Source organism: Salinimonas lutimaris (assembly GCF_005222225.1).
In the GTDB taxonomy this organism is placed as follows: Bacteria; Pseudomonadota; Gammaproteobacteria; order Enterobacterales; family Alteromonadaceae; genus Alteromonas; species Alteromonas lutimaris.
The window spans coordinates 978465-1002792 of sequence record NZ_CP036536.1; the positions used below are offsets into that span (position 1 = coordinate 978465).

The 24328-nt window shown below is 50.2% G+C and carries 24 protein-coding genes; 10 read left to right on the plus strand and 14 right to left on the minus strand.

Annotation, left to right across the window (positions count from 1 at the left end; genetic code table 11):
• Positions 1-88: 88 nt before the first annotated feature.
• From glnG to glnA, 4 genes are all read right to left on the minus strand, one after another.
• Complete coding sequence (gene glnG / locus EZV72_RS04155; protein ID WP_137166048.1) at positions 89-1501, minus strand: nitrogen regulation protein NR(I); 1413 nt, start codon at positions 1499-1501, stop codon at positions 89-91.
• Positions 1491-2579, minus strand: a complete 1089-nt coding sequence (gene glnL / locus EZV72_RS04160; RefSeq protein WP_137166049.1) for a nitrogen regulation protein NR(II) — start codon at positions 2577-2579, stop codon at positions 1491-1493. Before glnL ends, glnG begins: the two co-directional genes overlap by 11 nt.
• A 119-nt stretch (positions 2580-2698) precedes the next feature.
• Positions 2699-3235, minus strand: coding sequence for an Ig-like domain-containing protein (locus EZV72_RS04165; RefSeq protein WP_137166050.1), 537 nt, complete (start codon positions 3233-3235; stop codon positions 2699-2701).
• Positions 3236-3361: 126 nt separating this feature from the next.
• Entirely contained in the window at positions 3362-4771 is a 1410-nt protein-coding gene (gene glnA / locus EZV72_RS04170; RefSeq protein WP_137166051.1) for a glutamate--ammonia ligase, read from the minus strand.
• A gap of 456 nt (positions 4772-5227) precedes the next feature.
• Here glnA and typA point away from each other — a divergent pair, with 456 nt between their 5' ends.
• From typA to EZV72_RS04185, 3 genes are all read left to right on the plus strand, one after another.
• A complete protein-coding gene (gene typA, locus EZV72_RS04175; RefSeq protein ID WP_137166052.1) occupies positions 5228-7063 on the plus strand; it encodes a translational GTPase TypA in 1836 nt (611 codons plus the stop codon).
• A gap of 173 nt (positions 7064-7236) precedes the next feature.
• Positions 7237-7620: a response regulator gene (locus EZV72_RS04180; RefSeq protein WP_137166053.1), complete on the plus strand. Its 384-nt coding sequence runs from the start codon at positions 7237-7239 to the stop codon at positions 7618-7620.
• Between the two features lie 108 nt (positions 7621-7728).
• Positions 7729-8865: a MalY/PatB family protein gene (locus EZV72_RS04185; RefSeq protein WP_137166054.1), complete on the plus strand. Its 1137-nt coding sequence runs from the start codon at positions 7729-7731 to the stop codon at positions 8863-8865.
• On the opposite strand, the gene EZV72_RS04190 is transcribed toward EZV72_RS04185, so the two are convergent.
• On the minus strand, positions 8857-10050 hold the full coding sequence (locus tag EZV72_RS04190) for an Nramp family divalent metal transporter (protein ID WP_137166055.1): 1194 nt from the start codon (positions 10048-10050) through the stop codon (positions 8857-8859). The genes EZV72_RS04185 and EZV72_RS04190 overlap by 9 nt on opposite strands.
• Before the next feature lie 450 nt (positions 10051-10500).
• Here EZV72_RS04190 and EZV72_RS04195 point away from each other — a divergent pair, with 450 nt between their 5' ends.
• Complete coding sequence (locus EZV72_RS04195; protein ID WP_137166056.1) at positions 10501-11133, plus strand: UPF0149 family protein; 633 nt, start codon at positions 10501-10503, stop codon at positions 11131-11133.
• Between the two features lie 7 nt (positions 11134-11140).
• On the opposite strand, the gene EZV72_RS18400 is transcribed toward EZV72_RS04195, so the two are convergent.
• From EZV72_RS18400 to EZV72_RS04205, 3 genes are all read right to left on the minus strand, one after another.
• The gene (locus EZV72_RS18400) at positions 11141-11314 is read right to left on the minus strand and encodes a hypothetical protein (protein ID WP_175405044.1); all 174 of its coding nucleotides are present in this window, start codon (positions 11312-11314) and stop codon (positions 11141-11143) included.
• A gap of 108 nt (positions 11315-11422) precedes the next feature.
• Complete coding sequence (gene hemJ / locus EZV72_RS04200) at positions 11423-11851, minus strand: protoporphyrinogen oxidase HemJ (RefSeq protein WP_137166057.1); 429 nt, start codon at positions 11849-11851, stop codon at positions 11423-11425.
• Between the two features lie 12 nt (positions 11852-11863).
• Positions 11864-13540 carry a chloride channel protein gene (locus EZV72_RS04205; protein WP_137166058.1) on the minus strand — a complete coding sequence of 559 codons (1677 nt, stop codon included), beginning with the start codon at positions 13538-13540 and terminating at the stop codon, positions 11864-11866.
• A gap of 148 nt (positions 13541-13688) precedes the next feature.
• On the opposite strand from EZV72_RS04205, the gene EZV72_RS04210 reads away from it, so the two are divergent.
• The 3 genes from EZV72_RS04210 (at position 13689) to EZV72_RS04220 (ending at position 15586) form a co-directional block, all read left to right on the plus strand.
• Positions 13689-14375 (plus strand): DUF6776 family protein, encoded by a 687-nt coding sequence (locus tag EZV72_RS04210; protein ID WP_137166059.1) that lies wholly within the window; start codon positions 13689-13691, stop codon positions 14373-14375.
• Between the two features lie 74 nt (positions 14376-14449).
• Positions 14450-14794 (plus strand): iron-sulfur cluster insertion protein ErpA, encoded by a 345-nt coding sequence (gene erpA, locus EZV72_RS04215; RefSeq protein ID WP_137166060.1) that lies wholly within the window; start codon positions 14450-14452, stop codon positions 14792-14794.
• A 219-nt stretch (positions 14795-15013) separates the two neighbouring features.
• Positions 15014-15586: a glutathione S-transferase family protein gene (locus tag EZV72_RS04220; protein ID WP_137166061.1), complete on the plus strand. Its 573-nt coding sequence runs from the start codon at positions 15014-15016 to the stop codon at positions 15584-15586.
• Here the strand turns inward: EZV72_RS04220 and EZV72_RS04225 are convergent.
• On the minus strand, positions 15580-16533 hold the full coding sequence (locus EZV72_RS04225) for a D-2-hydroxyacid dehydrogenase (RefSeq protein ID WP_137166062.1): 954 nt from the start codon (positions 16531-16533) through the stop codon (positions 15580-15582). The genes EZV72_RS04220 and EZV72_RS04225 overlap by 7 nt on opposite strands.
• A 111-nt stretch (positions 16534-16644) precedes the next feature.
• On the opposite strand from EZV72_RS04225, the gene EZV72_RS04230 reads away from it, so the two are divergent.
• Positions 16645-18432, plus strand: a complete 1788-nt coding sequence (locus EZV72_RS04230) for a trans-sulfuration enzyme family protein (protein WP_137166063.1) — start codon at positions 16645-16647, stop codon at positions 18430-18432.
• A gap of 40 nt (positions 18433-18472) precedes the next feature.
• Entirely contained in the window at positions 18473-18910 is a 438-nt protein-coding gene (locus tag EZV72_RS04235) for an SRPBCC family protein (RefSeq protein WP_137166064.1), read from the plus strand.
• Between the two features lies 1 nt (position 18911).
• On the opposite strand, the gene EZV72_RS04240 is transcribed toward EZV72_RS04235, so the two are convergent.
• Entirely contained in the window at positions 18912-20015 is a 1104-nt protein-coding gene (locus EZV72_RS04240; protein WP_137166065.1) for an anhydro-N-acetylmuramic acid kinase, read from the minus strand.
• Positions 20016-20017: 2 nt separating this feature from the next.
• Entirely contained in the window at positions 20018-21337 is a 1320-nt protein-coding gene (locus tag EZV72_RS04245; RefSeq protein ID WP_408640838.1) for an OapA family protein, read from the minus strand.
• Between the two features lie 193 nt (positions 21338-21530).
• On the opposite strand from EZV72_RS04245, the gene tyrS reads away from it, so the two are divergent.
• Positions 21531-22730, plus strand: coding sequence for a tyrosine--tRNA ligase (tyrS, locus tag EZV72_RS04250; protein WP_137166067.1), 1200 nt, complete (start codon positions 21531-21533; stop codon positions 22728-22730).
• Positions 22731-22838: 108 nt separating this feature from the next.
• Here tyrS and EZV72_RS04255 read toward each other — a convergent pair whose 3' ends face one another.
• The 3 genes from EZV72_RS04255 to EZV72_RS04265 all read right to left on the minus strand — a co-directional run bounded on the left by EZV72_RS04255 (position 22839) and on the right by EZV72_RS04265 (position 24299).
• Entirely contained in the window at positions 22839-23408 is a 570-nt protein-coding gene (locus EZV72_RS04255) for a GNAT family N-acetyltransferase (RefSeq protein ID WP_137166068.1), read from the minus strand.
• Positions 23405-23788, minus strand: a complete 384-nt coding sequence (locus EZV72_RS04260; protein WP_137166069.1) for a DUF2721 domain-containing protein — start codon at positions 23786-23788, stop codon at positions 23405-23407. The genes EZV72_RS04255 and EZV72_RS04260 overlap by 4 nt, the downstream gene beginning before the upstream one ends.
• Before the next feature lie 91 nt (positions 23789-23879).
• A complete protein-coding gene (locus EZV72_RS04265) occupies positions 23880-24299 on the minus strand; it encodes a rhodanese-like domain-containing protein (RefSeq protein WP_232364503.1) in 420 nt (139 codons plus the stop codon).
• Positions 24300-24328 lie beyond the last annotated feature (29 nt).

The window sequence follows — 24328 nt, forward strand, 5'->3', positions numbered from 1 at the left end:
AAGCGAAAAAGTTATCGGTGTATGCGATAAGCAAAAGTGCGGAAAATGAAAAATACAAAAAAAGGCAGCGAATGCTGCCTTTGTAAAATCAGTGGTTTATGTCGAGCTCTTTGAGCTTGCGGGTAAGTGTATTGCGTCCCCAGCCAAGCCGTTTTGCGGCGTCCTGTTTATGCCCGTGAGTAAATGCCAGGGCCCGCTCCAGCATCACTTTTTCAAAAGTGAGCATGGCATCATTTAAAATATCAAAGTGTCCGGCGCGCAGCTGAGCATCTGTCCATCGAGCCAGCAGCTGAGGCCAGTCCGTGCTTTGAACCTGACCTTGTTCGACAGTATTCTCGCTGTGAATCTCCGGCGGCAGATCACTGGGCAGCACTTCCTGACCACTGGCCATGACGGTAAGCCAGCGACACACATTTTCCAGCTGACGCACATTACCGGGCCAGGCCAGTTGGGTCATCAGCTTTTCAGCTTCTTTGCTTAGTCCCTTGGTCTCTACGTTCAGCTCTTTGCCCGCCTCACGCAAAAAATGGGCAGCCAGCAACGGAATATCTTCCCGGCGCTCTGATAATGATGGAATATGAATACGAATGACATTGAGGCGGTGAAATAAATCTTCCCGGAACTTACCTTCGGCTACACGTTTTTCCAGGTTTTGGTGGGTTGCAGCAATAATTCTTACATCAACGGTAACCGACTGATGGCCTCCCACCCGATAAAACTGACCATCGGCCAGCACGCGCAGTAACCGGGTTTGTACATCCAGCGGCATATCCCCGATTTCATCCAGAAACAGGGTACCGCCGTCAGCCTGCTCAAAGCGTCCCTGACGGGCGTTCTGTGCGCCGGTGAACGCGCCTTTTTCATGACCGAATAACTCCGACTCGACCAGGTCCGCCGGGATAGCAGCCATGTTAAGCGCGATAAACGGATTTGCCGCACGCGGACTATGCCGGTGCAGCGCGTGGGCAACCAGCTCTTTACCGGTGCCAGACTGACCATTAATCAGCACTGAAATTGAGGAGCGGGAAAGCCGGCCGATGGCCCGGAAAACTTCCTGCATCGCCGGGGCTTCACCAATGATTTCAGTGGCCGACTCTACCGCCGGTACCTTGCTGTGACGGGACTGCTCGCGGGCATGTGCCAGGGCTCGCTGTGACAGACTGATGGCTTCATCAATATCAAACGGTTTGGGTAAATACTCAAATGCACCACTTTGGTACGCATTCACCGCACTGTCTAAATCAGAATGGGCGGTCATGATGATGACCGGAATCATCTGATTAATCTGATGCACTTCCTGAAGCAGTGTCATCCCGTCCATCTGCGGCATTCGAATGTCTGAGATAACGACTTCCGGTGCCTCTCCTGACTGCAGTTGTAACAGTAAATCTTCTGGATTTTCAAAACTGAGGCAACTGATATTAGACGCCTGAAGCGCTTTTTGCAGTACCCATCGGATGGAGCTGTCATCGTCTACAATCCAGACTGATTCATTGTTCATTCAAAGACTCCTTACGATCGATAGGAAGATATAACACAAATTCGGTATGGCCCGGATGACTGTCTACATCAATCCGGCCTCCATGATGGTTGATCAGCGTCTGGGCGATAGATAAGCCCAGTCCGCTGCCGTTTTGCTTGCTGCTGACCATGGGGTAAAACAGGGTATCGCGGATAGTCGGGGGAATACCCGGACCGTTGTCCACAATTTTAAGTTTTGCGACCAGCGGGTGACGCTTGCCCTGAATGGTCATCTGGCGCTCAACCCGGGTAACCAGACGAATTTCGGGGGAGGGAGTGTGCGCTTCGCTGAGCGCCTGAATACTATTGCGGACGATGTTCAGTACAGCTTGCTGAATCATGTCCTGGTCGATATGAACATCCGGGATACTGGGGTCGTAATCGCGCACCATCGTCACTGGGGTCTCCGAGTCCACCCGCATCAGTGTACGAACCTTTTCCAGCGCCTGGTGCAGATTGCTCCACTGAAGGCGGGGCAGGGAGTTGGGACCTAAAAGGCGGTCAACCAGATTCCGCAGGCGGTCAGACTGCTCGATGATCATCTGAGTAAACTCCTGATGCTCCTTGTTCTCCAGCACTTTTTCCAGTAACTGGGCAGCACCGCGAATACCGCCCAGCGGGTTTTTTATTTCATGAGCCAGACCGCGAATCAGTTCGCGGGCAGCATAATGCTGTGCATTTTGCTGGTTTTCACGGGAAATTCTTTTTTGCTGATCAATTTTACGCAACTCAAATAACAGCCGTGGGCCGTCTTCGGTCTGCAGATTGGTGACAGTCAAATCTGCCTGTACAAAGCGGTTTTCCCTGAAGCACAGACGAATTTCGTTTTCCGTAAAATCTTCGCCTTTACGTAAGGCGGCTTTCAGGCGGGACCCTTTAATGCTGCCGGGCATAAAGAATTCATACAGCGAATGCCCGTAAAGTTGCTTGGTGCCGGTCTCAAACAGTGCCTCGCCCGCATGATTGGCATACACAATATTCAGGTGCTCATCAACCATCACCAGAGCTGTGTTGAGGTTATTGATCAATGTTGTTGTTGCGGAATCCGGGCTTTGCATTCCTGGAAAGTCTCCTTGCACTTATTTGGTGCATTGTAACCTGCCAGGTCTGTTTTCAGCCAGATAATCTGCACCGCATTAGAATTTCCTATCCCTTGTGGTGCGTAGCCTTTGGCGTATTATTGTGCGCCCTGTGCGTTAATCAGTGCTGAAGCCTGGTGCAGGTAAAGTGTCTGCTGATCAGACGATGCAAGAGTCTTGCCCTTATTATCCAAAAGAATAACTTTGTAAGTATGTGCACCACGCTCGATATTTTCCAGGTTGAATACACCGGAACTGTTGCGCTGAATTGGTTCATTATCAAAAACAAGCTCAAAGCGATGGGCTTTCGCGGGCGTCGCACGTGCCCGAATGGTGAGGTTGCCCTGATTATTACGAATGGTGGCTTCTGGGGCGGGGGTAACAATCGATACCTGATACTGAATCTGGTCCTGGCGGTTGGGATTAACTCCAGGGGAGGTGGGTGTGGGAGTTGCGATGGACTGACTGACATTATTAGTAATGCCGCCAAAGTTAATTTGCTCGCTGCCGGGACCTGGGGTGTCACTGAACAGTACTGTGCCATCCTGCTGGACCACTTTATACACCGGCTTATCCTGCGCCAGAAGCCCGCCGGAAGCCAAACACACACCCATCATCAGGCTGAGTTTTTTCATTACTGTTTATCCATAGAAGTAAAGCTGCAAGTGTGCAGATTCAGGTATCCTGACAAAAGTATAAGCGGATGATTAGAAACAAAAAAGCCCGCAGAAGCGGGCTTAGGTATAAATATGTAGTAATGCTTATACGCTGTAGTACATATCAAACTCAACAGGGTGAGTTGACATGCGCAGTGTCGTTACTTCGTCCGATTTCAGGTCGATGTAAGCATCGATCATATCGTCAGTAAATACACCGCCCTGAGTCAGGAACTCGCGGTCGTTATCCAGTGCTTCCAGAGCCATTTCAAACGAACTTGCCACAGTCGGGATATCTTTGGCTTCTTCTGCTGGCAGATCGTACAGATCTTTGTCCATGGCATCGCCAGGGTGGATCTTATTCTTAATACCGTCAATACCAGCCATCAGCATGGCAGCAAATGCCAGATAAGGGTTGGCAGTCGGGTCAGGGAAGCGCACTTCGATACGGCGAGCCTTGTCGCTGGTCACGTAAGGAATACGAATTGATGCAGAACGGTTGCGCGCTGAGTAAGCCAGCATAACCGGTGCTTCAAATCCAGGCACCAGGCGCTTGTATGAGTTAGTCGATGCGTTGGCAAATGCATTGATTGCGCGAGCGTGCTTGATGATACCACCGATGTAGTACAGCGCTTCTTCAGACAGTCCCGCGTACTTGTCGCCCGCAAAGATATTCTTACCATCTTTAGAGATAGACTGGTGCACGTGCATACCAGAACCATTGTCACCTACCAGCGGCTTAGGCATGAAGGTAGCTGTCTGACCGTAAGCATTGGCAACGTTGTGAACCACATACTTGTAGATCTGAATTTCGTCAGCTTTCTTAACCAGCGTGTTGAACTCGCAGGCAATTTCGTTCTGGCCAGCCGTGGCCACTTCATGGTGGTGCGCTTCGATACGCAGACCCATCTCTTCCATAACCAGACACATCGCAGCACGGGTGTCGTGTGCAGAGTCAACCGGTGGTACCGGGAAGTAGCCGCCTTTTACGCCTGGACGGTGAGCCAGGTTGCCGCCTTCAAAGTCTTCGCCTGAATTCCATTTGGCTTCAGAAGAATCGATTTTGTAGAAAGAACCACTCATGTCCGTATGGAATTTAACATCGTCGAACAGGAAGAACTCTGGCTCAGGACCAAAGAACGCCGTATCACCGATACCGGTAGATTTCAGGAACTCTTCGGCGCGGCGCGCAACAGAACGTGGGTCACGCTCGTAACCTTCCATAGATGAAGGATCAACGATGTCACAACGAATGTTAACCTGTGTTTCTTCAGCAAATGGGTCCAGTACGGCTGAAGAAGAGTCTGGCATCAGGATCATGTCTGATTCGTTAATACCTTTCCAACCAGCAATTGATGACCCGTCGAACATTTTACCTTCTTCGAAGAACTCTTCGTCGACCAGTGCTGCCGGAATAGATACATGCTGTTCTTTACCTTTTGTATCGGTAAAGCGCAGATCAACAAATTTTGCTTCACTTTCTTTAATCAGCTCTAATGCCTTATCAATTGACATTGTGTCCTCCAGGTATTGATGAGAATTGCAAGGGATCTAACAGCCCCTTGTCAGTATTAGACAAATGGAAAGCGATATTCATGCCATCTGGCTTAGCGCGTTGTTTCGCGGCATAGACGGGCACAATAACGGCTGAAACACATCTTTCTGCACCAACTTGGTTCATCAATGCTTCAATATCGTGCAATCCTGCACATCGCTGTCGCTTAAGACTAATGCAAAGTTGTGGTGCATGCCACCGCTAATGCACTTAAAAAGCGCCTTCAATTTGTTCCACACTGGTGTGACAGAATGATGGCAAAATGGTTTGGCTATTCTTCTAAATAAATGCAAAAAAATGACGCAAAGCGCTGAGAAATTCTGTACAATCCGCGCACATTTTTTCCTCTGCATGAAAAATACTCATCTTTTCATCGGGCTTTTGCAGCGCCCGGGCAGATAAACAGGCTTTACTTAATGAACACTTACGATATTTCAAAGTTGAGAAACATTGCGATCATCGCGCACGTTGACCACGGCAAAACCACCCTGGTCGACAAACTGCTACAGCAATCCGGTACGCTGGAGAGCCGTGGTGAGGCCGAAGAGCGCATCATGGATTCCAACGACATCGAAAAAGAACGTGGTATTACCATCCTGGCGAAAAACACCGCCATCAACTGGAAAGATTACCACATTAATATCGTAGATACTCCGGGACACGCTGACTTCGGTGGTGAAGTTGAGCGGGTTATGTCAATGGCTGACTCTGTACTGCTGCTGGTTGATGCGCAGGAAGGCCCGATGCCACAAACACGCTTCGTGACTCAAAAAGCATTTGCTCAGGGTCTGAAACCTATCGTGGTTATTAACAAAATTGACAAGCCGGGCGCACGTCCTGACTGGGTAATGGATCAGGTATTTGACCTGTTCGACAACCTGGGCGCAACCGACGAGCAGCTAGACTTTGACGTTGTATACGCATCTGCCATCAATGGCTGGGCGTCACTGGATGCCGATACGGTGGGTACTGACATGAACCCGCTGTTTGAAACCATCATTGAAAAAGTGAATGCACCTAATACTGACCCTGACGGTCCGTTCCAGATGCAGATTTCACAGCTGGACTACAACTCTTATGTTGGTGTTGTTGGCGTGGGTCGGATTAAGCGTGGCTCAGTTAAACTGAACCAGCAGGTAACGATTGTTGATAAAGAAGGCAACAAGCGTAACGGTAAAGTCGGCCAGGTTCTGACTTACCTGGGTCTGCAGCGTTTTGAAGCAGAAAAAGCCAGTGCCGGTGATATCATCGCGGTAACCGGTCTGGGCGAGCTGAAAATCTCTGATACCATTTGTGACCAGAACGTTGTTGAAGCCTTGCCTGCGCTGACGGTTGATGAGCCAACCGTCACGATGACTTTCCAGGTTAACACGTCGCCGTTCTCTGGCCGTGAAGGTAAATACGTGACGTCACGTAACATCCTTGATCGTCTGAATGATGAACTGGTACACAACGTTGCCCTGCGCGTTGAAGAAACAGAGAACCCGGATAAATTCCGCGTATCAGGCCGTGGTGAACTGCACCTGGGCATCCTGATTGAAAACATGCGTCGTGAAGGTTACGAGCTGGCGGTATCACGCCCTGAAGTAATCCTGAAAGAAGACGAAGCGGGTAACATTGAAGAGCCGTTTGAAACACTGACTATCGACTGTGAAGAAGAAGATCAGGGTTCAATCATGGAACAGCTGGGCTACCGTAAAGCTGAGCTGACGGATATGTCTCCGGATGGTAAAGGTCGCGTGCGTATGGACTTTATCATTCCAAGCCGTGGCCTGATTGGTTTCCAGACTGAATTTATGACACTGACGTCAGGTTCAGGCCTGCTGTATCATACATTTGACCATTACGGCCCGCACAAAGGCGGTAAGATTGGCCAGCGTAAAAACGGTGTTCTGATTGCCAACGCACCAGGTAAAGCACTGACTAACGCGCTGTTCAACCTGCAGGAACGTGGTCGTCTGTTCATTGGTCACGGTGTTGAAGTATACGAAGGCATGGTTATCGGTATTCACAGCCGCGAAAATGACCTGACAGTAAACGCTTTGAAAGGTAAGCAGCTGACGAACGTACGTGCATCAGGTACCGATGAAGCGCAGAACCTGGTTCCGCCAGTTCGCATGACACTGGAGCAGGCACTTGAGTTTATCGATGATGATGAGCTGGTAGAAGTTACGCCGCAAAGCATCCGTATTCGTAAGCGTTTCCTGACTGAAAACGAACGTAAGCGTGCTTCTCGTTCAGCTAAAGAGTAATCACTTACTTAGCGTAGTCGAATATAAATGAAAAACGCCGGCCTTGTTGCCGGCGTTTTTGTTTCTACAACTTACGAATAATAGCAATTGCATGATGATGACGTATGCTTACACTGAACTTGCACAAAAAGCAGCCGGTGCAAGCGGCGATGAATCAACCGCAGGATAATAAGATGTCTGTACAGTCTGTGGTGGTGATCGATGATGACCGGATCACTGCCGAACTGATTACCGATGCGCTGGAGCAGCAACTTGGCGTGGATGTATATAGCTTTAACCGCAGTAAGCAGGCGCGGGATTTTTTGCTGCAGCAAACCAATGCCACGGTGTCACTTATTATCAGCGATCAGATGATGCCAGATTTCAACGGGCTCGATCTGCTGCAAGCCTGCCGGCAGGCCGGACTGACCGTGCCGTTTTTATTACTGACCTCTGATGCTACCCGGGATACTGTAATAAAAGCCCGTCAGCACGGCGCCAGTCAGTTTGTTGCCAAACCCTTCGCAGTTAACAACCTGCTGGATAAGGTCCGGGCTTTGCTGCCCCAGACAGCCTGACGTCTGTATCCATCTCATTCCTAAATCTTCTAACAAGGCACTGGATAGCGCTGACCGGTGTTGGGTACACTGATGTGACAATTCGCTAATAATTAAGGATTTGCATCCGTGCCATATAATTTTGATCAGACGCCTTCCCGCGAAGGAACTTATTCTTTTAAATGGGAAAAGTACAAAGGACAGGACATTGTACCGGCCTGGGTGGCCGATACAGAATTTCGCTGTGCAGATCCCATCCTCGACGCTATTCATCAGCGTGCTGATCACGGTAATTTAGGCTACGTACTGCCAAACCACTATCAGCCAGCCATTGACGCTGTGGCCCGCTGGCTTAAAGACAAGCATAACTGGCACATTGATAAGCAGTGGCTGGTCTGGATGCCGGGCGTGGTGCCGGCGTTTAATGCAGCCTGTAAAGCCTACTGCGAGGCCGGCGATAAGGTAATGGTTCAGGTACCTAACTATCCACCATTACTGGCAGCGCCCAAACTGAACAACCTGGAGCGGGTTGATATTGATACCATTGAGGTTGACGGACGGTTTACACTGGATCTGGACCAGCTGGCGCAGGCTGCACAGGATCCGGCCTGCAAACTGCTTGTTCTATGTAACCCAATGAACCCGGTGGGCTCTGTGTTAAATGCAGACGAGCTGGCCCGGATTGCTGAGATCTGTAATACCAATGATGTGGTGCTGTGCTCAGATGAAATTCATTGTGATCTGATTCTTGACGATAACGCGACGCATATTCCGGCAGGTCGTGAAGCCGCCCTCAAAGACAATTCGGTGACCCTGATGGCAGCTAGCAAAACATTTAATATTGCAGGCTTAGGCGCATCGTTTGCCATTATTCCAAATGCCACCCTACGTCAGCAGTTTGTCAGCGCGGCAGCGGGCATGGTGCCCTGGGTAAACCAGCTCGGCCTGCTGGCCACAGAAGCGGCCTTTACCCAGTGTGATGACTGGCATCAGGCGCAGCTGGCCTATCTGCGTGATAACCGGGATCTCCTGGTCTCACGGATTAATGCGATTGAGGGATTGTCGGTGAAAAGCCAGGAAGCGACATTTCTGGCCTGGGTCGATGCGTCGGGCTTAGGTGTGGATGATGTACAAAAATGGGCCGAACAGCGCGGTGTCGGCCCATCTGCGGGTGTGGATTTTGGTGCGCCGGATCATTTTCGGATTAACTTTGGCTGCAGTCGCGCCATGTTAACGGAGATCCTTGACCGACTGGCTTCAGAATAACGAAGCCAGTTTATACAGCCCAAGACATACCACAAACGCGACAACCAGCAGCCCCAGCAGGTTGCTGGCGGTCGCGTTTTTAAATTGTCCCAGAGTGTTATTACGATTCATCACAACCAGCAGGAAAATGGCTACAATCGGTAGCAACAGTCCATTAGCGGCCTGGGCGAACAAAATGGCAGACAGCGGCTTAAATCCAACACCTGCGATAATCACCCCAATGGTAATAATGCTCATCCATACGGCTTTAAAGGGTCTGCTATGCATGTCCTGACTCAGGCCCAGCGCGCCGCACACGGCATAACTTGCTGCCAGAGGCGCTGTAATGGAGCTGGTTAGTCCGGCGGCAAATAAGCCCGCAGCGAAAAACCACTGGGCGCTTTCTCCAAGCACCGGCTCAAGTTGCTTACCCATATTCCCGGCATCCATCGTGGCTGACTGACCAAAAAAGGCCATCATTGCGGTCGCCATCACCACCAGAGTAATCAGTCCGCCAAAGCCGATGGCAAACACAGACTGCTTACGCGATGCATCAATAGAGCGGGCCTTATCTTCACCGGCATAGTTTTGCGCTGTCAGGCTGGCGTGCAGAAACAGGTTGTAAGGCACTATGGTGGTGCCCACCAGGGCCAGAATCATGGTGATAGACTCTGTATCCAGTTGTGGTGCACTTAATTGGGCAAACATGGCTGTCCAGTCGGGGCCGGCAGCGAATAAGGTAACAAAAAACACAATAGCCATAGCGATGACCAGTACGACCAGCACCGACTCAATCATTTTGTATTTACCGGACCATAACAGGGCAGCTGAAATGGCCCCCAGAATGATTGCCCAGTTACCGGTGCCAATGCCCATAAACGCATCGAGTCCGATAGCCGCTCCGGTAAGGTTGCCCGACTCGTAAGCCGCATTACCTATGCCAACCGCTGCGACAATCAGCCCTGAGAACAAAAAGCGCAGAGTCTTGTTGCTGCTGATATCCTTAAGATTGGTAGCCAGTCCCTGACCGGTGGCGATACCCAGGCGCGCAGCCATATCCTGCAGCACCATGGTCGCCACAATAGAAAACAATAAGGCCCATACCAGATGAAAGCCGAAATTGGCTCCAGCAATACTGGCGGTGGTCACTGTACCCGGGCCAATGAAGGCCGCGGCAATAATATATCCGGATTTATCTTTTGCCATGTTCGGTCTGCCTGTTAAACATGCGGTGTATTTTCACCTGAAGCTGTAATCATTCCGGTCGATTCAGGTGCCATTTTTTAAAGGGTGCGGATGGTAAAGAAAACTTTCTCATCAACCAAGAGGGATCGCTAACTTTTTTATACTTAAATTGATAAGTTGCTAAAAAATAGAAAAACTCTTTAAAACGATAAGCTTTTTGTTGAAGCCATTGTTAAACATACGCTTTGTTTGTTTATAGGTACAATGAAACGCGTTTTGCAGCACGCAGAGTCTGAAAAAGAAAGTCAGGTTTACAGGCTTATATTCAAAAAAACACTGTTGGGCCTATAAATGGCAAAGTGTTGAAAAATAAAACGGTTTATTAAATTGGCCGGGCGGTGGCGTGAAAGTGGCCGGGTTTTCGCGTAATCTGAACAGACACCCAATCTATGATGCCGGAACAGAATAACCGTGACGACCGATGCGATTAGTACGCTTTACCAAATGCCTGCAGCCCGGCAATGCCTGCTTGAGGAGTACCAGACCCGGGGGGTGATATTTGCCATGGCTGCTGCGCCGGAAATTCCTTTACCTGAGACCTGGATGCCCTGGGTGATAGGCAATACCACTGAGCATTTACCCAGTGATGTGGTGGATGAGATTGCGCAGTATCTGATGGCAGGTCTGCGCGACACTCTGGATATGATGCGCCAGGACAAGCGGTTGTTGCCGTTAGGTTGTAGCTGGCAGGAAGAAGCAGGAGAGCGAGCCCGGTTACAGAACTGGCTGACCGGTGTACTGCACGGACATCAGCAACTGGAGCCAGTGTGGCAACAAGCGTGGGATAATGCACCTGCTGAGGCATTTACGGAGGCGCCGGATAAGCGCTTATCGCGGTGCCTGAAGCTTTTCAGTACGCTGGCCCGGCCACAACTGGCTCTACACAATCGCAGCGCCGGGCAGGCAAAGCAGTTGGCTCAGAATTTTGCGGTGCTGGCCAGACAACTGCCGGCTATTTTACACGATTATGTTGAGTTGGCCGGGTTACTTGCAGCACAGTTGCCCAATCAGTTTGAGACGTTTGTTAAACACCCTGAGGATTAACGGTTACTCAGGTTTTTTTGGTCAGTGACTCGCGCATGAGCGAAATATGCTGACTCAGTTCATTCTTCGCCGCTTCGTAAGCCTGACTCAGCTCCGCTGAGTCAGGCTCTTTCATTAACTGACGAAAAGCTTCGTCAGTTTTCGCCAGTAATACTTTCAGGCGCTGGTTGGTTACGTCCATGCTACTTTTTTCCGTATCGCCCACAGCCTGCCGGGCTACCGACGTGCTGATGATTTAATGAACAATCAGTATAGCAAAGAAAGCATGTGCATATACGCAACTTAGGTATTAAAACGGTTTTACCACCGCAAGAATCACAATACCGAGTAAAACCAGTACAGGTGCCTCATTTAAAATACGATAAAACTTGTCTGAACGGGTGTTCTCATCCCGGGCAAACTGCTTAAGCAGCTTTAGTAAATAAAAATGGTAAGCGTACAGGCCAACCAGCAGCGTAAGCTTGGCATGCAGCCAGCCTGAATGTTTCAGCCAGTCCAGGCCATAGGTAACAATGAGGGCAACGCCGAAAAACAGGGTCAGGAACGCAAACGGGGTGACAAACAGCCATAACCGGCGCTCCATAATCTTAAATTGGTCCCTGACGGCCTGGTCGGTGGTCTGGGCATGGTAAACAAACAGCCTTGGCAGATAAAAAATGCCTGCCATCCAGGCGACCATAAAAAAAATATGCAGGGCTTTTAGCCACAGAATTGTCATTGGTTTACCTCGTTAATACTGGGTGCGCTGAAGAAAGCTCTGTAATGTGTTCCAGGTAATAACACCTATCACTTCACGGGGTGAGGTATCATAAATGTATACCGCACCGGCCCGGGCATTTTTCAGCTTTTCGTATACTTCATACAGAGTACACTGACTGCTCAGCCCTTCAATTTTGACATAGTTCAGGGCTTTGGCGTCATGTTCAAGACTGACATCAAACTGAATAAGACGAAACCGGGTTTCCTGTTCCAGGGTGTGTTGCTGCAATACCAGAGCCCGTGGCTGGTCATCCAGATATTGTTCAATGATCGTATCCGGCGCATCCTTGAATATTTTGAATTCTTTGACCATGGCCGCCAGCACACCGGTTTTTTCCAGAGCTTCGCGAGTGGACGTGATGGCATAGGGCAGGTTTTGATAATCCAGTTGGCGGATAAAAATAGACCGGTTGCCCAGAAACTGAGTCGAGGTAACATAGGCAGGCACAATCACCAGCATGGCCGGCAGAATAATCTGCGGGCTGTAAGACAGCTCCATCACTGCCGATAGGGCAGCCAGCGGTGCGTGCAGCACTGCGGTGAGCATGCCGGCCACCCCCAGCAGAGCAAAGCTGCTGGTATAATCTGCCACATCAATAATGCCGCTCAGGGGCAATAATAAAATTGCCCCGGCCAGCATGCCGATTATCATGACCGGACCCATGATGCCACCAGGAATGCCCAGACCAATAGCAAAAACAGCCAGAACAAACTTGGCCAGCAACAGCGCGACCAGAAAACCGGTGCCTGGCTGAGCGGTGAACAGAGTTTCGATACTTTCAAAACTGGCACCACTGGCTTCGGGTAAAAAGACGGTCACCAGCCCGGTGATGACACCTGCCAGAATCAGTCGCCAAATCATATTGACGTGACGAAACAGGGTCATGACCCGCATCAGCTGGTTATTAAACAGGGCGGCCAGCGCACCTAGGCAAATGCCAAGTAACACCAGATAAAAGTACATCCATTCACTAAATACCGCGAAGGATAAAAACGACAGCTCGTTGAATTCGCCAAATACCATGCGGGTCAGCACCGAGCCGCAGGCTGCTGCCAGCATCACAGGCACAAAAATATGGATTTTGTATTCGCGCAGCACCACTTCCATCACAAAAATAACAGCCGCAAATGGCGTGTTGAACGAAGCAGAAATACCGGCGGCTATGCCACAGCCGGCAAGAATACGAATACTGTTGTAGGGGAGTCTGAGCCACTGACCCAGGTAGCTGCTGCCAGAAGCGCCCAAATGTACACTGGGACCTTCGCGACCCACCACAAAGCCGCCGGCCAGCGCAAACATACCGCCAAAAAACTGATTGATGGTAGTGCGAAAAGGGACATAACCGTAAAACATCTTGACCCGGTGGATAACAAACGGAATGCCCATGCGGTAGTGTTTAAACCCAGTCAGGTAAGCAACCAGCAGGATCATCAGTACTGCGGCAACCGGGAGAATGAAACGGGCCAGGGCAGCATTATTAAGCCACAGAGTTAAACTGTGTAGTACACTGTTGTGAAGCCATTCATAACACAGCCGGAACAGGATAATCAGCCCTGCTGCAATCAGACCACCGGCAATGCCAAGTAAACACACCAGCACTGAGGTGCGGGGATGGGCAAGTTCTTGACGAAGTCCGTTCAGCTGCATGAAATGGCCCGACAACGGGGGGTAACCATAGTATGCTGTCAGCTTATCACAACTACTTACTTTTCCTAAGTTTAACGTGAAATCAACCAGTACAGGGAAGACGCGCGTGCGACCACCAAAAATAATAACAACAGCAATGGTATGTTTAGTGGTAGGTCTTATTATCGGGGCTTTGATGCATCACGGATTTCAGGGAAACCTGCCGTATCAGCTTGAAAAAGCCCGCGCTACCCAGACATTACTGAACAGGGAAAATGCCCGGCTGACCACACACAATGCAACACTGGAAGCGCGGTTGCTGCTCAGTCATGAAGAATTGTCTCAGGCGCTGACGCGAGAGAAAACCCTGCGTGCAGAGCTGCACAAAGCCAGTGAAACGGTGGCTTTTTATAAAAATGTGATGGCCCCAGAGCAAGTGACCGACGGATTTATTATCGATGGCCTGCAAATTATCCCTGCCGGGCAAGCAACGGACGATGGTCGCAGGCTCTTTCAGGCTGACTTTGTACTGTTGCAGCAAATTAACCGGCGGGCGGTTATCAAGGGGTTTTTAAATATGTGTGTGGTAGGGCAGAGCGAGGGAAAAGCGCACAGTGTGTGTGCTGGCAGCCCAGAGTTGCTGCCGGACGGGCCGCTGAAATACCGGTTTAAGTTTTTTCAGGCAGTGTCGTTTGAGTTTGTACTGCCGGCCAGCTTTTCGCCTGAGTACATCGACTTTGTCTCCGATGTATACCAGTACACCACCAAACGCCAGGATTTTTTCTGGCAGGCAGACTGGCAGTCGGTGTTACAGACACCTGACGATGTGGCCAGTGAACATGCTGACGGGCATTGATCGCACCGTCAGAGTGTAAGATAATTTGCATAGTGGTAGTTGGCTGCCGCTATGATTTTCGCAAAGAGGTTAATATGTCAGTAGAAACAGCTTTGCCCATCGAATTTTCGGATGCGGCAGCGCGCAAGGTAAAAGAACTGGTCACTGAAGAAGAAAATCCGGAGCTGAAACTTCGGGTGTATGTTACCGGTGGCGGCTGCTCAGGTTTCCAGTATGGTTTCACCTTTGATGAAAAAGTGAATGAAGGTGATATGACCATCGATAAAGACGAGGTGACCCTGGTGGTGGACCCCATGAGTCTGCAATATCTGGTCGGTGGTGTAGTGGACTATGTAGAAGGCCTGGAAGGCTCACGTTTTTTAGTTAATAACCCGAATGCCACAACAACCTGTGGTTGCGGAGCCAGCTTCAGCGTGTAACCCCGCGTGCAGCGAACATATCCTGTTATTCGTTTTGCAAAGCCTCGTCTGTGACGGGGCTTTTTTCTTGTTATTCCGGTTATCCTGCACACTGGCAATTTGAACGAATTTTCTTCGCTGGTGACTATCGGCGGTTATCGCTTATCGCTACTATCGAACACATCGCATCTGGACTGTGAGCGCCATCATCATCGCAGTCCGCTTAGCTAAGGAAGATTTATGCAACTGTATGGTTCTACCACTTCACCGTATGTTCGCCGGATTCGTATTCTGCTAGCTCAGGTACAGCATGAGTTTATCAACCTGGATATTTACCAGGGGGCGGGCCGGGACACACTGGCCGCCAAAACACCGACAATGCGCGTGCCCTGCCTGGATGATGATGGCCAGATGATTTACGACTCGCGGATTATCTATCGGTATCTGGCTGAAAAATATCGTTATACGCCTTTAACCTGGGATCAGGAAAATCAGCTCACGCTGGTGGATGAAATCAATGATTCTTTTGTGGCGCTGTTTCAGTTATCAAAATCCGGTATTGAGGCCAGTGAGGATGCACTGTTTATCCGCATCCAGAAAGAGCGGATTCAGGCATCATTTAAAGCTTTGGATGAACAGGTTAAAGCCGGTCATTTTGACACCTGGAATTATCCGGCGATTTGTTTGTATGCCCTGATTGACTGGGTGGAGTTTCGCGAACTGCACAAGCTATCCGGCCTAAACCAGCTTAAAGCTTTTCGCGAAAAGCATGTCGATCGTATTGAGGTTACTGCGACGGACCCCCGTCAGTAACCCTTTTCAAAATCAATGATATAGTGCAGTGACTGGCCGGTTTGATAGCGCTTTAGATTGTCCGTAAAGACACTGATAATGTCCTGTGGTCTGGATGCCGCAGCAGTATGCTGGGTAACCAGAATAGCCGGATGAGACCAGAAGGGATGATCGTCGGCCAGCGGTTCCTGCTCAAAAACATCCAGCACAGCGGCGCGCAGATGGCCGGTGTCCAGCGCGTCCAGCAGAGCGCTTTGCACTATTGCAGAGCCGCGGCCTGCATTGATTAGCACCGCCTGCGCAGGTAGGGCTGCCAGCAGGGTCTCATCAATAAATTGGCTAGTCTGTGGGGTATCGGGCATCAGGCTGACCAGAAAATCACACTGACTGGCAAAGGCGGTTTTATCCTTCGCGGTATACATGGCGGCGAATCCCGCTTTGGGCTGGCCGCTGCGACTTAAGCCGATTACCTGCATCCCGAATGCGTGCGCTACCGGTACCAGCGCCTCGGCGATACTGCCGGCACCACAGATCCCCAGCGTTTTACCGGCCAGGTAGTAAAAATCCGGTTTATGCCATTTTTGCTGTAAGCGGCCCGCAGCCTGAGTAAAGCCGGCAATATTGCGTGAAAAATACAACAGGTGAGCAAATACATATTCGCGCATCTGCATGGCAAAGACGCCTTTTACCCCGGTCAGTATGTAATCTTGCCGGGTATGGTTAATTAAGGGCGCATTACCGGCCCAGCCTGACTGAACCCAGCGCAGTTTCGGACAGTCACCGATAACCTGTGCAACCAAATCCGGGTCGCCCAGTAACACTTCAACCCCCTCGGTTGGCACCGTATCAGGCCTGTCTGTGGCCGCGACTACATTGACCGGCGCGTCACTGCGGTTTTTCAGTTCACGGGCATAATCGCGGTACTCATGGCTTAAAATAACGATATCGACAGGCGTAGGAGTGGTCATAGTAAAGTTTTCTTTCCTTGCAGTGGGGTGATGGGTTTTATGTTAAGTGTTTAATGGTTGTTAATTTTTCGTTTACAGTTTGTTCGTTAATTAATTGATGAGACCGATGTAATGACCCTGAATATTGAACATGCCAAAGTCCTTTCGCCGCGCCGAAATACCAGTGAAGCGAATGATGTCAACACGCTGGTACACGAACAGCTGAATCATTTTGGAATCGATCCGTCCAGTGAATATGGACAGGCACTGTCTGATACTGCCACTCATCTTTATCATGCGCAAAGTGATGTACACCGATTATGGGACATTACCAATAACACGCTGCAAACGCTGGACAAAGAAGACAAAATAGCCTGGTTTAACGCCAAAAAGTTTTTGTCGTTTCAGCTGGCTAAAATCCTCGATACCCTGCAAAACCCGTTTCGCAAAACCTGGCAAAGCCTGAATAATGCTCCTGGGTATCAGCACCACTATCCTCTGTTTGACAATGTGACGGCTTTATTTTCAGCCACGCCGGTGGTTGTGCGAACCGCGACCTATGTGTACGCCTGTACCGAGTGGGTGGATGATGCGTTTCAGGGCAAAGAGTTTACGCATCAGATTTACTCGCGCTTACTCAACCCAACCAATATTTCTCTGGCTAACGCCATTGTGGATATGGAGGCGGGCCCTTATTCGGCAGAGTACCTGGCGTGGAACTTTAACTCCGGGATGGCAGCCATTGATGCACTGTTGGCCAATGTCCTCACTCACGGGGATATTCTGGTGGTATCGCGTAATGTTTACGGCGGGGTGTATCAGTTGCTGCATGATTACTATGCCCGGCAGAACCGGCTTGATATTCAACTGGTGTGGTTTGACGGTTATACGCGGCAAGAGTTTGAAACATGCTGGAATGATGCCCGTCAGACACACGCAAAAGCACTACAAAATGGTGCGCAGATGCATGTGTATATAGAGTCGCCCTGTAACCCGCATGGCTACGTGCTGGATGTTCCGGGCATCTGCGATTTTGCCCATCGCCAGCAAGCGCTGGTCATGCTGGACTCCACCCTGGCTACCCCGGTGCTGCATCAGCCGTTACAACACGCCAGTGAAGCGTGCCGGCCGGATTATCTGGTGCACAGCTACACTAAGGATTTATGCGGTAGCGGGGCCACCACTGCCGGGGTGGTGATTGGAAAAGGCCACCGGATGTTTCAGCCCAAAGGCAGCAGTGTTGATGGAGTGGACTGGTCACAAACCCTGTTCTGGGATGTGTATTACATAAAAGGGGCCTTTCTTGACTCTGAAAAAGCTTTTGATGTGTTAAACGGTATGAAAACACTGGAGTTACGGATGATGACCAAGGTCATCAATACCCAGGTGTTCAGTGCGTTTCTGGCCCATCATCCGGCTATCAGGGTGAACAGTCACGCCGTGCCGGGTCATGCCAATGCCGGATTAAAAGAAAAACAGCATAATCATGGCTGGCCCTGCGCTTTGTTTACCATCGACATGGCGGCCGCGAATCTGGAGCGTGCTGTTTTTACACGCTTTTTTGATGCGCTGGAGCCGGCTTTCAGTCATCAGGTCAGTATCGGGCAGAATAACACCATTGTGCTGTGTCCGGCGCTAACCAGCCATTCCGAGCTAAGCCATGAAGAGCAGAAAAAAGCGGGTATTGAGCTGACCACGATGCGCATTGCGATGGGCACAGATAACGTTAAGCAACTGATCGCCCAGTTTATTCTGGCGGCGCGGCATTTTATAGAGCCTGCCAGTCCCGGCTTCTGCAAAGCGTTTATGGACCCGGCGCAGGTGGATAGCCTGTACGATCGTATCAGTCAGGAGGTTAGCCGGCAGCACTATCAGACAGTACCGGCACTGGCTGATTTGCTGTCTGCCAACGTCGAATAAGCCCTCGAATTGGTTTACACTGAATGTACAGGCAGCCATTATGTTGACCACCATGTACGAGTATTCAGAGTATTATCAGTTCCACATGCCGGTAAAACGGCTTTACCAGTGTTTTTATAAAACTGAACTGCTGGTGCAGTGGTTTGTCAGCCAGGACCTGGCCCTGCACCAGATAGTCATGAGCCTGCAAAAAGGGGCGGAGTTTGAGTGGGTATTTAAAGATGCCCAGGGACAGCAAACCACCTATACCGGCCAGTTCGCAGAAATTTTTCCTGAAGAGCAACTGATCTTCACGCTAAAACCAGAGCAGGAGTATGAAACTGCACTGGATATTCGCTTTGAGCGCACCGACGAAGGCAGCCAGCTGCACGTCATTCAAAGCCATCTGGTAGATGACGCTGCCTATGATCAGGCGGTGTACGACTGGCAACAACGCACCCGGCGCCTTGCGCTACTCACGGATACTGCCCGGGTCTGAGTTAATCAGGCAGGTACAACCCGCCTAAAACCGCCGGCCGGCTTGCGCCGGTGACCGCCGGAATATTGCCAGGCTGCTTATTGAAATAAGCGTGCGCCAGCCAGGCAAATGCCGCTCCCTCAACCTGCTGTGGATGTACTCCCAGCGCCTGGGTTGTTGCCACTGTACAGGCCGGCAGCAGTGCCTGAATCTGTTTTATCAGATGACGATTAAACGCGCCGCCACCACACACATAGACCTCACGCATATCACATTCGGCTTTTTTAACTGCATCGGCAATGTGGGTTGCTGTGAACTGACATAATGTGGCCTGTACCTGAGCAGGGCAGAGGGAGTCAAACTCTGTCAGACAGTGTTGCAGCCAGTCGGCATGAAAATATTCCCGCCCGGTGCTTTTGGGCGCAGGCAGGCTGAAATAAGGATCGTCAAGCAATCGGGTCAGCAAAGGCTGACTGATCCCGGCCGATGCTGCCCACTGTCCGTTTGTATCGAAAGGCAACTGCAGATGTGCTGCTATCCATTGGTCCATCAGGGTGTTGCCCGGACCAGTATCATAACCCTGCGGGGTTGCACCGGCTGATGACAGAATACTGATATTGGCAATGCCCCCGATGTTGACGATAGCCCGTGCCTCATCGGCGGCAAATACCGCCTGGTGAAAGCCCGGCGCCAGCGGCGCGCCCTGGCCCCCTAAGGCGATGTCCTTTCTTCTGAAATCAGCGACTACCGGAATACCGGTCAGTACGGCCAGCGTGGCCGGATCGCCAATCTGCAGGGTAAAGCCCGGCCCGGCATCAGGAAAGTGACGAATAGTCTGACCATGCGAGCCAATCGCGCTGATATCGCAGGCACGCAGCCCGGTTTTATCAAGCAGGGCATTCACTGCCCGGGCAAATTCAACGGCAACCTGTACATCGGCCTGACCGGTGCGGTTCAGCTCATTTTCACAGGTGCAACACAGTGCGTTAAGCTCGCCAAGCAGCGAGGCGGGATAATCGATGCTAATGGCATCAAGGGTGGTAAAGGTGGTTTCCTGAGTCTGGCACAGCACAGCGTCAACACCGTCCATGCTGGTGCCCGACATCAGCCCGATGTAGTAGCTCACCGCTACTGCATCGCCAGCATAATGCGTTTATTGTTTTTCATCTGTGTCAGGCGGTTTTTCGCCAGCTTCATGAACGCGTTACGCTCGGCTTTATCAATAGGCCGGGCTTCCGGCAGTTCCACGGTGCGCGGGTTACGGTGCACGCCGTTAACCAGAAACTCATAATGCAGATGCGGGCCGGTTGCCATACCCGTGCTACCTAGGTAACCAATAACCTGACCCTGCTTGACGGTCTCGCCCGCTTTGACAGCCCGCTTTTTAAAATGCAGGTATTTGGTCACGTATTGATCGCCGTGCTGAATAAACACATAGTTGCCATTAAAACGATTGTAAGTGGACTTGATCACCCGACCATCACCGGCAGCCATCACTGGTGTGCCGACTTTGGCAACATAATCGGTACCATTATGTGATTTCCAGCGTTTTTGCACCGGATGAAACCGTTTTTTGGTAAAGTTTGAGCTAACATACTTAAAGTTAATCGGCGCGCGTAAAAAACTCTTACGCATGCTGCGACCTTCCGGCGTGTAGTAGTTGCCGTCGGTGTATTTGATGGCCGCAAACTTATCGCCGCGGTTCACAAATTCCGCGGCCACAATATCGCCATAACCCACAAACTCACCGGCAATATAATGCTCTTCAAACACAATACTAAAGCTGTCGCCCTTGCGGATACCCACCGCAAAATCCACGTCCCAGCCAAAAATACCGGCCAGATTCATGATTTGGTTACTGGTTAATCCGGCACTGACACCGGCATTCCAGAAACTGCTGTTAATTTCACCCTGAGCAAAGTTATAGCGGGTTTCCACTTCCTTGGTTTCAAGGTCAGCAGTCATGGTGCCATTGTCATCCTGCGGCTTAATCAACAGCGTTTCACGGGATGATATATCGTACTTCAGCCCGGCAAAGTTTCCCTGTTTGTCAGCTTTCAGCCACAGTTTATCCCCCGGCACCAGAGTAACCAACGCTTTGGCCAGTTCACCGGCCTGGGTAACATTATAAGTATCACGGGCAGAAAAACCGGCGCGCTTGAAAATCATCGCCAGGGTGTCACCGTTACCGACTTTGTGTAGAGTCCATGTGGTTTCGTCTTCACCAAAATCAATCGCCGGGGCATCGGCCACTGACAACTCCAGTGGATAACGCACCCCAGCATCGAGGATCAAAGACTCACTGTTTCGGCTTGCTTCTACCTGATCAGACGGCAGTAGCATTAACCCGCACAATAAGGTAATGCCTGCAGCCAGTCCGGCCCGGTGGGCCCGGGGCAATTCGCGGATACGCGCGAATAACTGAGTGTTTTTCAAATTCATTCTCACCATACAACCAAACCAGAGAATAATCGTTTCATCATGTGTTTTCCATTATAGCTGCTTAAAAAAGCAACGCTTTGGTTTTTCAAGGGCAGGTTTATCCTGATTTTGATGCGTAAACCTTTTAATGGTTCACTCTCATGCGTAAAATGCTGCCCCTGATTTAAATCTGATTGACAACTTTTGTGGGTAACAACCGATGAGTGACTGGCAAACCGCGCTAGCTGAAATAAAACGTGGCACAGACGAAATACTTCCTGAAGACGATCTTATTGAAAAGCTCAAATCGGGCAAACAGCTAACCATCAAGGCGGGGTTTGATCCAACCGCACCAGATCTACATCTGGGCCACACCGTGCTGATTAACAAGCTGCGTATTTTCCAGAAATTTGGTCACAAAGTCGTGTTTCTTATCGGTGATTTTACCGGTTCTATCGGTGATCCTACAGGTAAAAATGTTACTCGCAAGCCTTTAAGCAGTGAAGAGGTATTGGAAAACGCTAAAACGTATAAGGAACAGGTATTTAAAATTCTGGACCCGGAACAGACCGAAGTACGTTTTAATTCAGAGTGGATGGACAAGCTGGGCGCCGCGGGAATGATCAAGCTGGCTGCCAGCCAGACTGTTGCCCGGATGCTTGAGCGGGACGACTTCAAAAAGCGTTATAATGCCAATCAGCCGATCGCTATTCATGAGTTTTTGTATCCGCTGGTACAGGGTTGGGATTCAGTCGCCCTGAAAGCTGACGTGGAACTGGGCGGAACCGATCAGCGTTTTAATCTGCTGATGGGACGCGAGCTGCAAAAGGAAAATGGTCAGAAGCCTCAGACTACGATCATGGTGCCGTTGCTGGAAGGACTTGATGGTGTGCAGAAGATGTCAAAATCTCTGAACAACTATGTCGGTATTACTGAAGCGCCGAATGACATGTTTGGTAAGATCATGTCAGTGTCTGATGAGCTGATGTGGCGTTACTTTGAGCTATTGAGCTTCCGTCCACTGGACGAGGTGGCTGAGTTGAAAGCGGGTGTTGAAGCCGGTGCTAACCCGCGGGATATCAAAATTGAACTAGCCCGTGAAATTATCACCCGTTTCCACGATGAGGCAGCGGCTGAGTCAGCCTATCAGGATTTTGTTCAGCGTTTTCAGAAAAATGCCATTCCAGATGAAATGCCTGAAGTGACAGTGGCTCGTGAAGACGGCACCATTGCCATTGGTAACCTGCTTAAGCAGGCTGAGCTGGTTGGCTCGACCTCCGATGCCATGCGCATGATAAAACAGGGCGCGGTAAAAATTGATGGTGAGAAAGTAACCGACACCCGTTTACTCATCAGCGAGCCGGGCGAGGCGGTGTATCAGGTAGGCAAGCGTAAGTTTGCCCGGGTGACTATTTCCTAACCCGGGAACTGTTTAAACCAGAGGCCGTCATGCTGACGTGATATGAAATAAAAAAAGCCCGAGTTGCCAGCTTCTCGGGCTTTTTTGTTGGTACAACAGATACAAATGCTAAAAACGAAGAAGCATTTCTCCACCTTCACAGCGGCACAGCCCGATACAGACCGGACAGTCATACCCGTCGTAAATGGCAGCCTCGCGCCATTTATCGGGGTGTACATGAATTAATTTGCCGCCATTTTTACTGAAATATTTAAATGCACTGTTGCCCGGGCTGGCCAGCCAGATATGAGCAAGCCCGGCCACGGCGCCCTGTTTTGTTGATGCTTCGATTGATTTTGCCAGTAAGGTGCTGCCAATGCCCAAGCCTTGCTTGTCCGGGGCCACTGTGTTGCATTTAAAATAACAGACCTGGTCTGCCGGTACTCCCCATTGCCCCGGCGTACACCATTTGTCGATGTCCCAGTGAGAAGGCGCATACGTCAGTCTGAAGCCGGCAATCTGGTCGTCTATCAGTGCCACAAGACTGGCGTTAATATTATTGTGCTGACCTTTTTCATACATTGCACTAAGGCTATCCTGACTCAGATAGTTTTCCCCCTGAACCTGATTTCCCAGTGCAATAACCGCCTCAAAGTGTTGCGGAGTTAATGCGGTGTACACAACAGATGTTCTGGTCATTTTGTTTTAATTCCATCCAGATGAACATCCAGTGCTTCGACTGAAATTAAAATCTCGCGCACAGACATCCACAGTGAGTACAACAGACACACAAGGCTTAATGCAAAAATCCAGCTACCCACAATCTGATAGCCCAGATAAATGGCCAGCATGGATACCACACATAAAAAGAAGCTGACCACGCCAGCAATTTGCATGCGTTTGATAAACAAAATACGCTGACGCAAATTGCGGATCTGCGCTTCGGTACTCTGATCCCACTTTTCTTTGGAAAAATTCCTGATAATGGTGGCTAGCGTCAAAAACCGATTGGTATAAGCCAGTAGCAGCAATGAAATGGCCGGAAACAGCATGGCGGGTGTTGCAATGTCTATAGTCATAATGCCCTTGGTATACTGGCGTTTAAAACCTTAGTATACCAAAAGGCTGCTTAAAAAACGTAGAAGAGTAGGCGACCTCGAAATGGCTGATTTACATCCTGGCCACAGGCAGGCCTGCGCCGTTCCAGCCCATCATGTCACCTTCAAGGTGGCTCACGTCAGCAAAAGAGCGGGCTTTTAAGTCTTCCAGAGCCAGTCTGGCCCGGCGACCGGAGCGGCAATAAATAAGAATAGGCTTGTCGCGAATATCATCTAGCTGACTGACGTACTGCTCAATCTGATCATGGGGCATATTGATTGCACCGGGAATATGGCCTTCGGCATATTCTTCAGGCGAACGTACATCGATTAACACCAGATCCTGATTTTTTACTTTTTCCAGCATGGCTGTGGCGGTTTCAATAGACACCGCTGTTGGCGCCGGAGCAGCCTTTAGCTGTGGTTCGCAGTCTGCCAGCAGGCTGTAAGACAATCCGCCGGCCAGTAATACTGCGACAACGTAATAACGCACGAGTGTTTACTCCTCACCTGTTTTTCAGT

Excerpts from the sequence above, each read along its gene's own strand:
- erpA (WP_137166060.1), top strand. The coding sequence starts at position 14,450 with ATGTCAGTAGAAACAGCTTTGCCCATCGAATTTTCGGATGCGGCAGCG.
- EZV72_RS04225 (WP_137166062.1), bottom strand. The coding sequence starts at position 16,533 with ATGACCACTCCTACGCCTGTCGATATCGTTATTTTAAGCCATGAGTAC.
- EZV72_RS04220 (WP_137166061.1), top strand. The coding sequence starts at position 15,014 with ATGCAACTGTATGGTTCTACCACTTCACCGTATGTTCGCCGGATTCGT.
- glnA (WP_137166051.1), bottom strand. The coding sequence starts at position 4,771 with ATGTCAATTGATAAGGCATTAGAGCTGATTAAAGAAAGTGAAGCAAAA.
- EZV72_RS04165 (WP_137166050.1), bottom strand. The coding sequence starts at position 3,235 with ATGAAAAAACTCAGCCTGATGATGGGTGTGTGTTTGGCTTCCGGCGGG.
- hemJ (WP_137166057.1), bottom strand. The coding sequence starts at position 11,851 with ATGACAATTCTGTGGCTAAAAGCCCTGCATATTTTTTTTATGGTCGCC.
- EZV72_RS18400 (WP_175405044.1), bottom strand. The coding sequence starts at position 11,314 with ATGGACGTAACCAACCAGCGCCTGAAAGTATTACTGGCGAAAACTGAC.
- tyrS (WP_137166067.1), top strand. The coding sequence starts at position 21,531 with ATGAGTGACTGGCAAACCGCGCTAGCTGAAATAAAACGTGGCACAGAC.
- EZV72_RS04255 (WP_137166068.1), bottom strand. The coding sequence starts at position 23,408 with ATGACCAGAACATCTGTTGTGTACACCGCATTAACTCCGCAACACTTT.
- EZV72_RS04235 (WP_137166064.1), top strand. The coding sequence starts at position 18,473 with ATGTTGACCACCATGTACGAGTATTCAGAGTATTATCAGTTCCACATG.
- EZV72_RS04260 (WP_137166069.1), bottom strand. The coding sequence starts at position 23,788 with ATGACTATAGACATTGCAACACCCGCCATGCTGTTTCCGGCCATTTCA.
- EZV72_RS04180 (WP_137166053.1), top strand. The coding sequence starts at position 7,237 with ATGTCTGTACAGTCTGTGGTGGTGATCGATGATGACCGGATCACTGCC.
- typA (WP_137166052.1), top strand. The coding sequence starts at position 5,228 with ATGAACACTTACGATATTTCAAAGTTGAGAAACATTGCGATCATCGCG.
- glnL (WP_137166049.1), bottom strand. The coding sequence starts at position 2,579 with ATGCAAAGCCCGGATTCCGCAACAACAACATTGATCAATAACCTCAAC.
- EZV72_RS04190 (WP_137166055.1), bottom strand. The coding sequence starts at position 10,050 with ATGGCAAAAGATAAATCCGGATATATTATTGCCGCGGCCTTCATTGGC.
- EZV72_RS04205 (WP_137166058.1), bottom strand. The coding sequence starts at position 13,540 with ATGCAGCTGAACGGACTTCGTCAAGAACTTGCCCATCCCCGCACCTCA.
- EZV72_RS04230 (WP_137166063.1), top strand. The coding sequence starts at position 16,645 with ATGACCCTGAATATTGAACATGCCAAAGTCCTTTCGCCGCGCCGAAAT.
- glnG (WP_137166048.1), bottom strand. The coding sequence starts at position 1,501 with ATGAACAATGAATCAGTCTGGATTGTAGACGATGACAGCTCCATCCGA.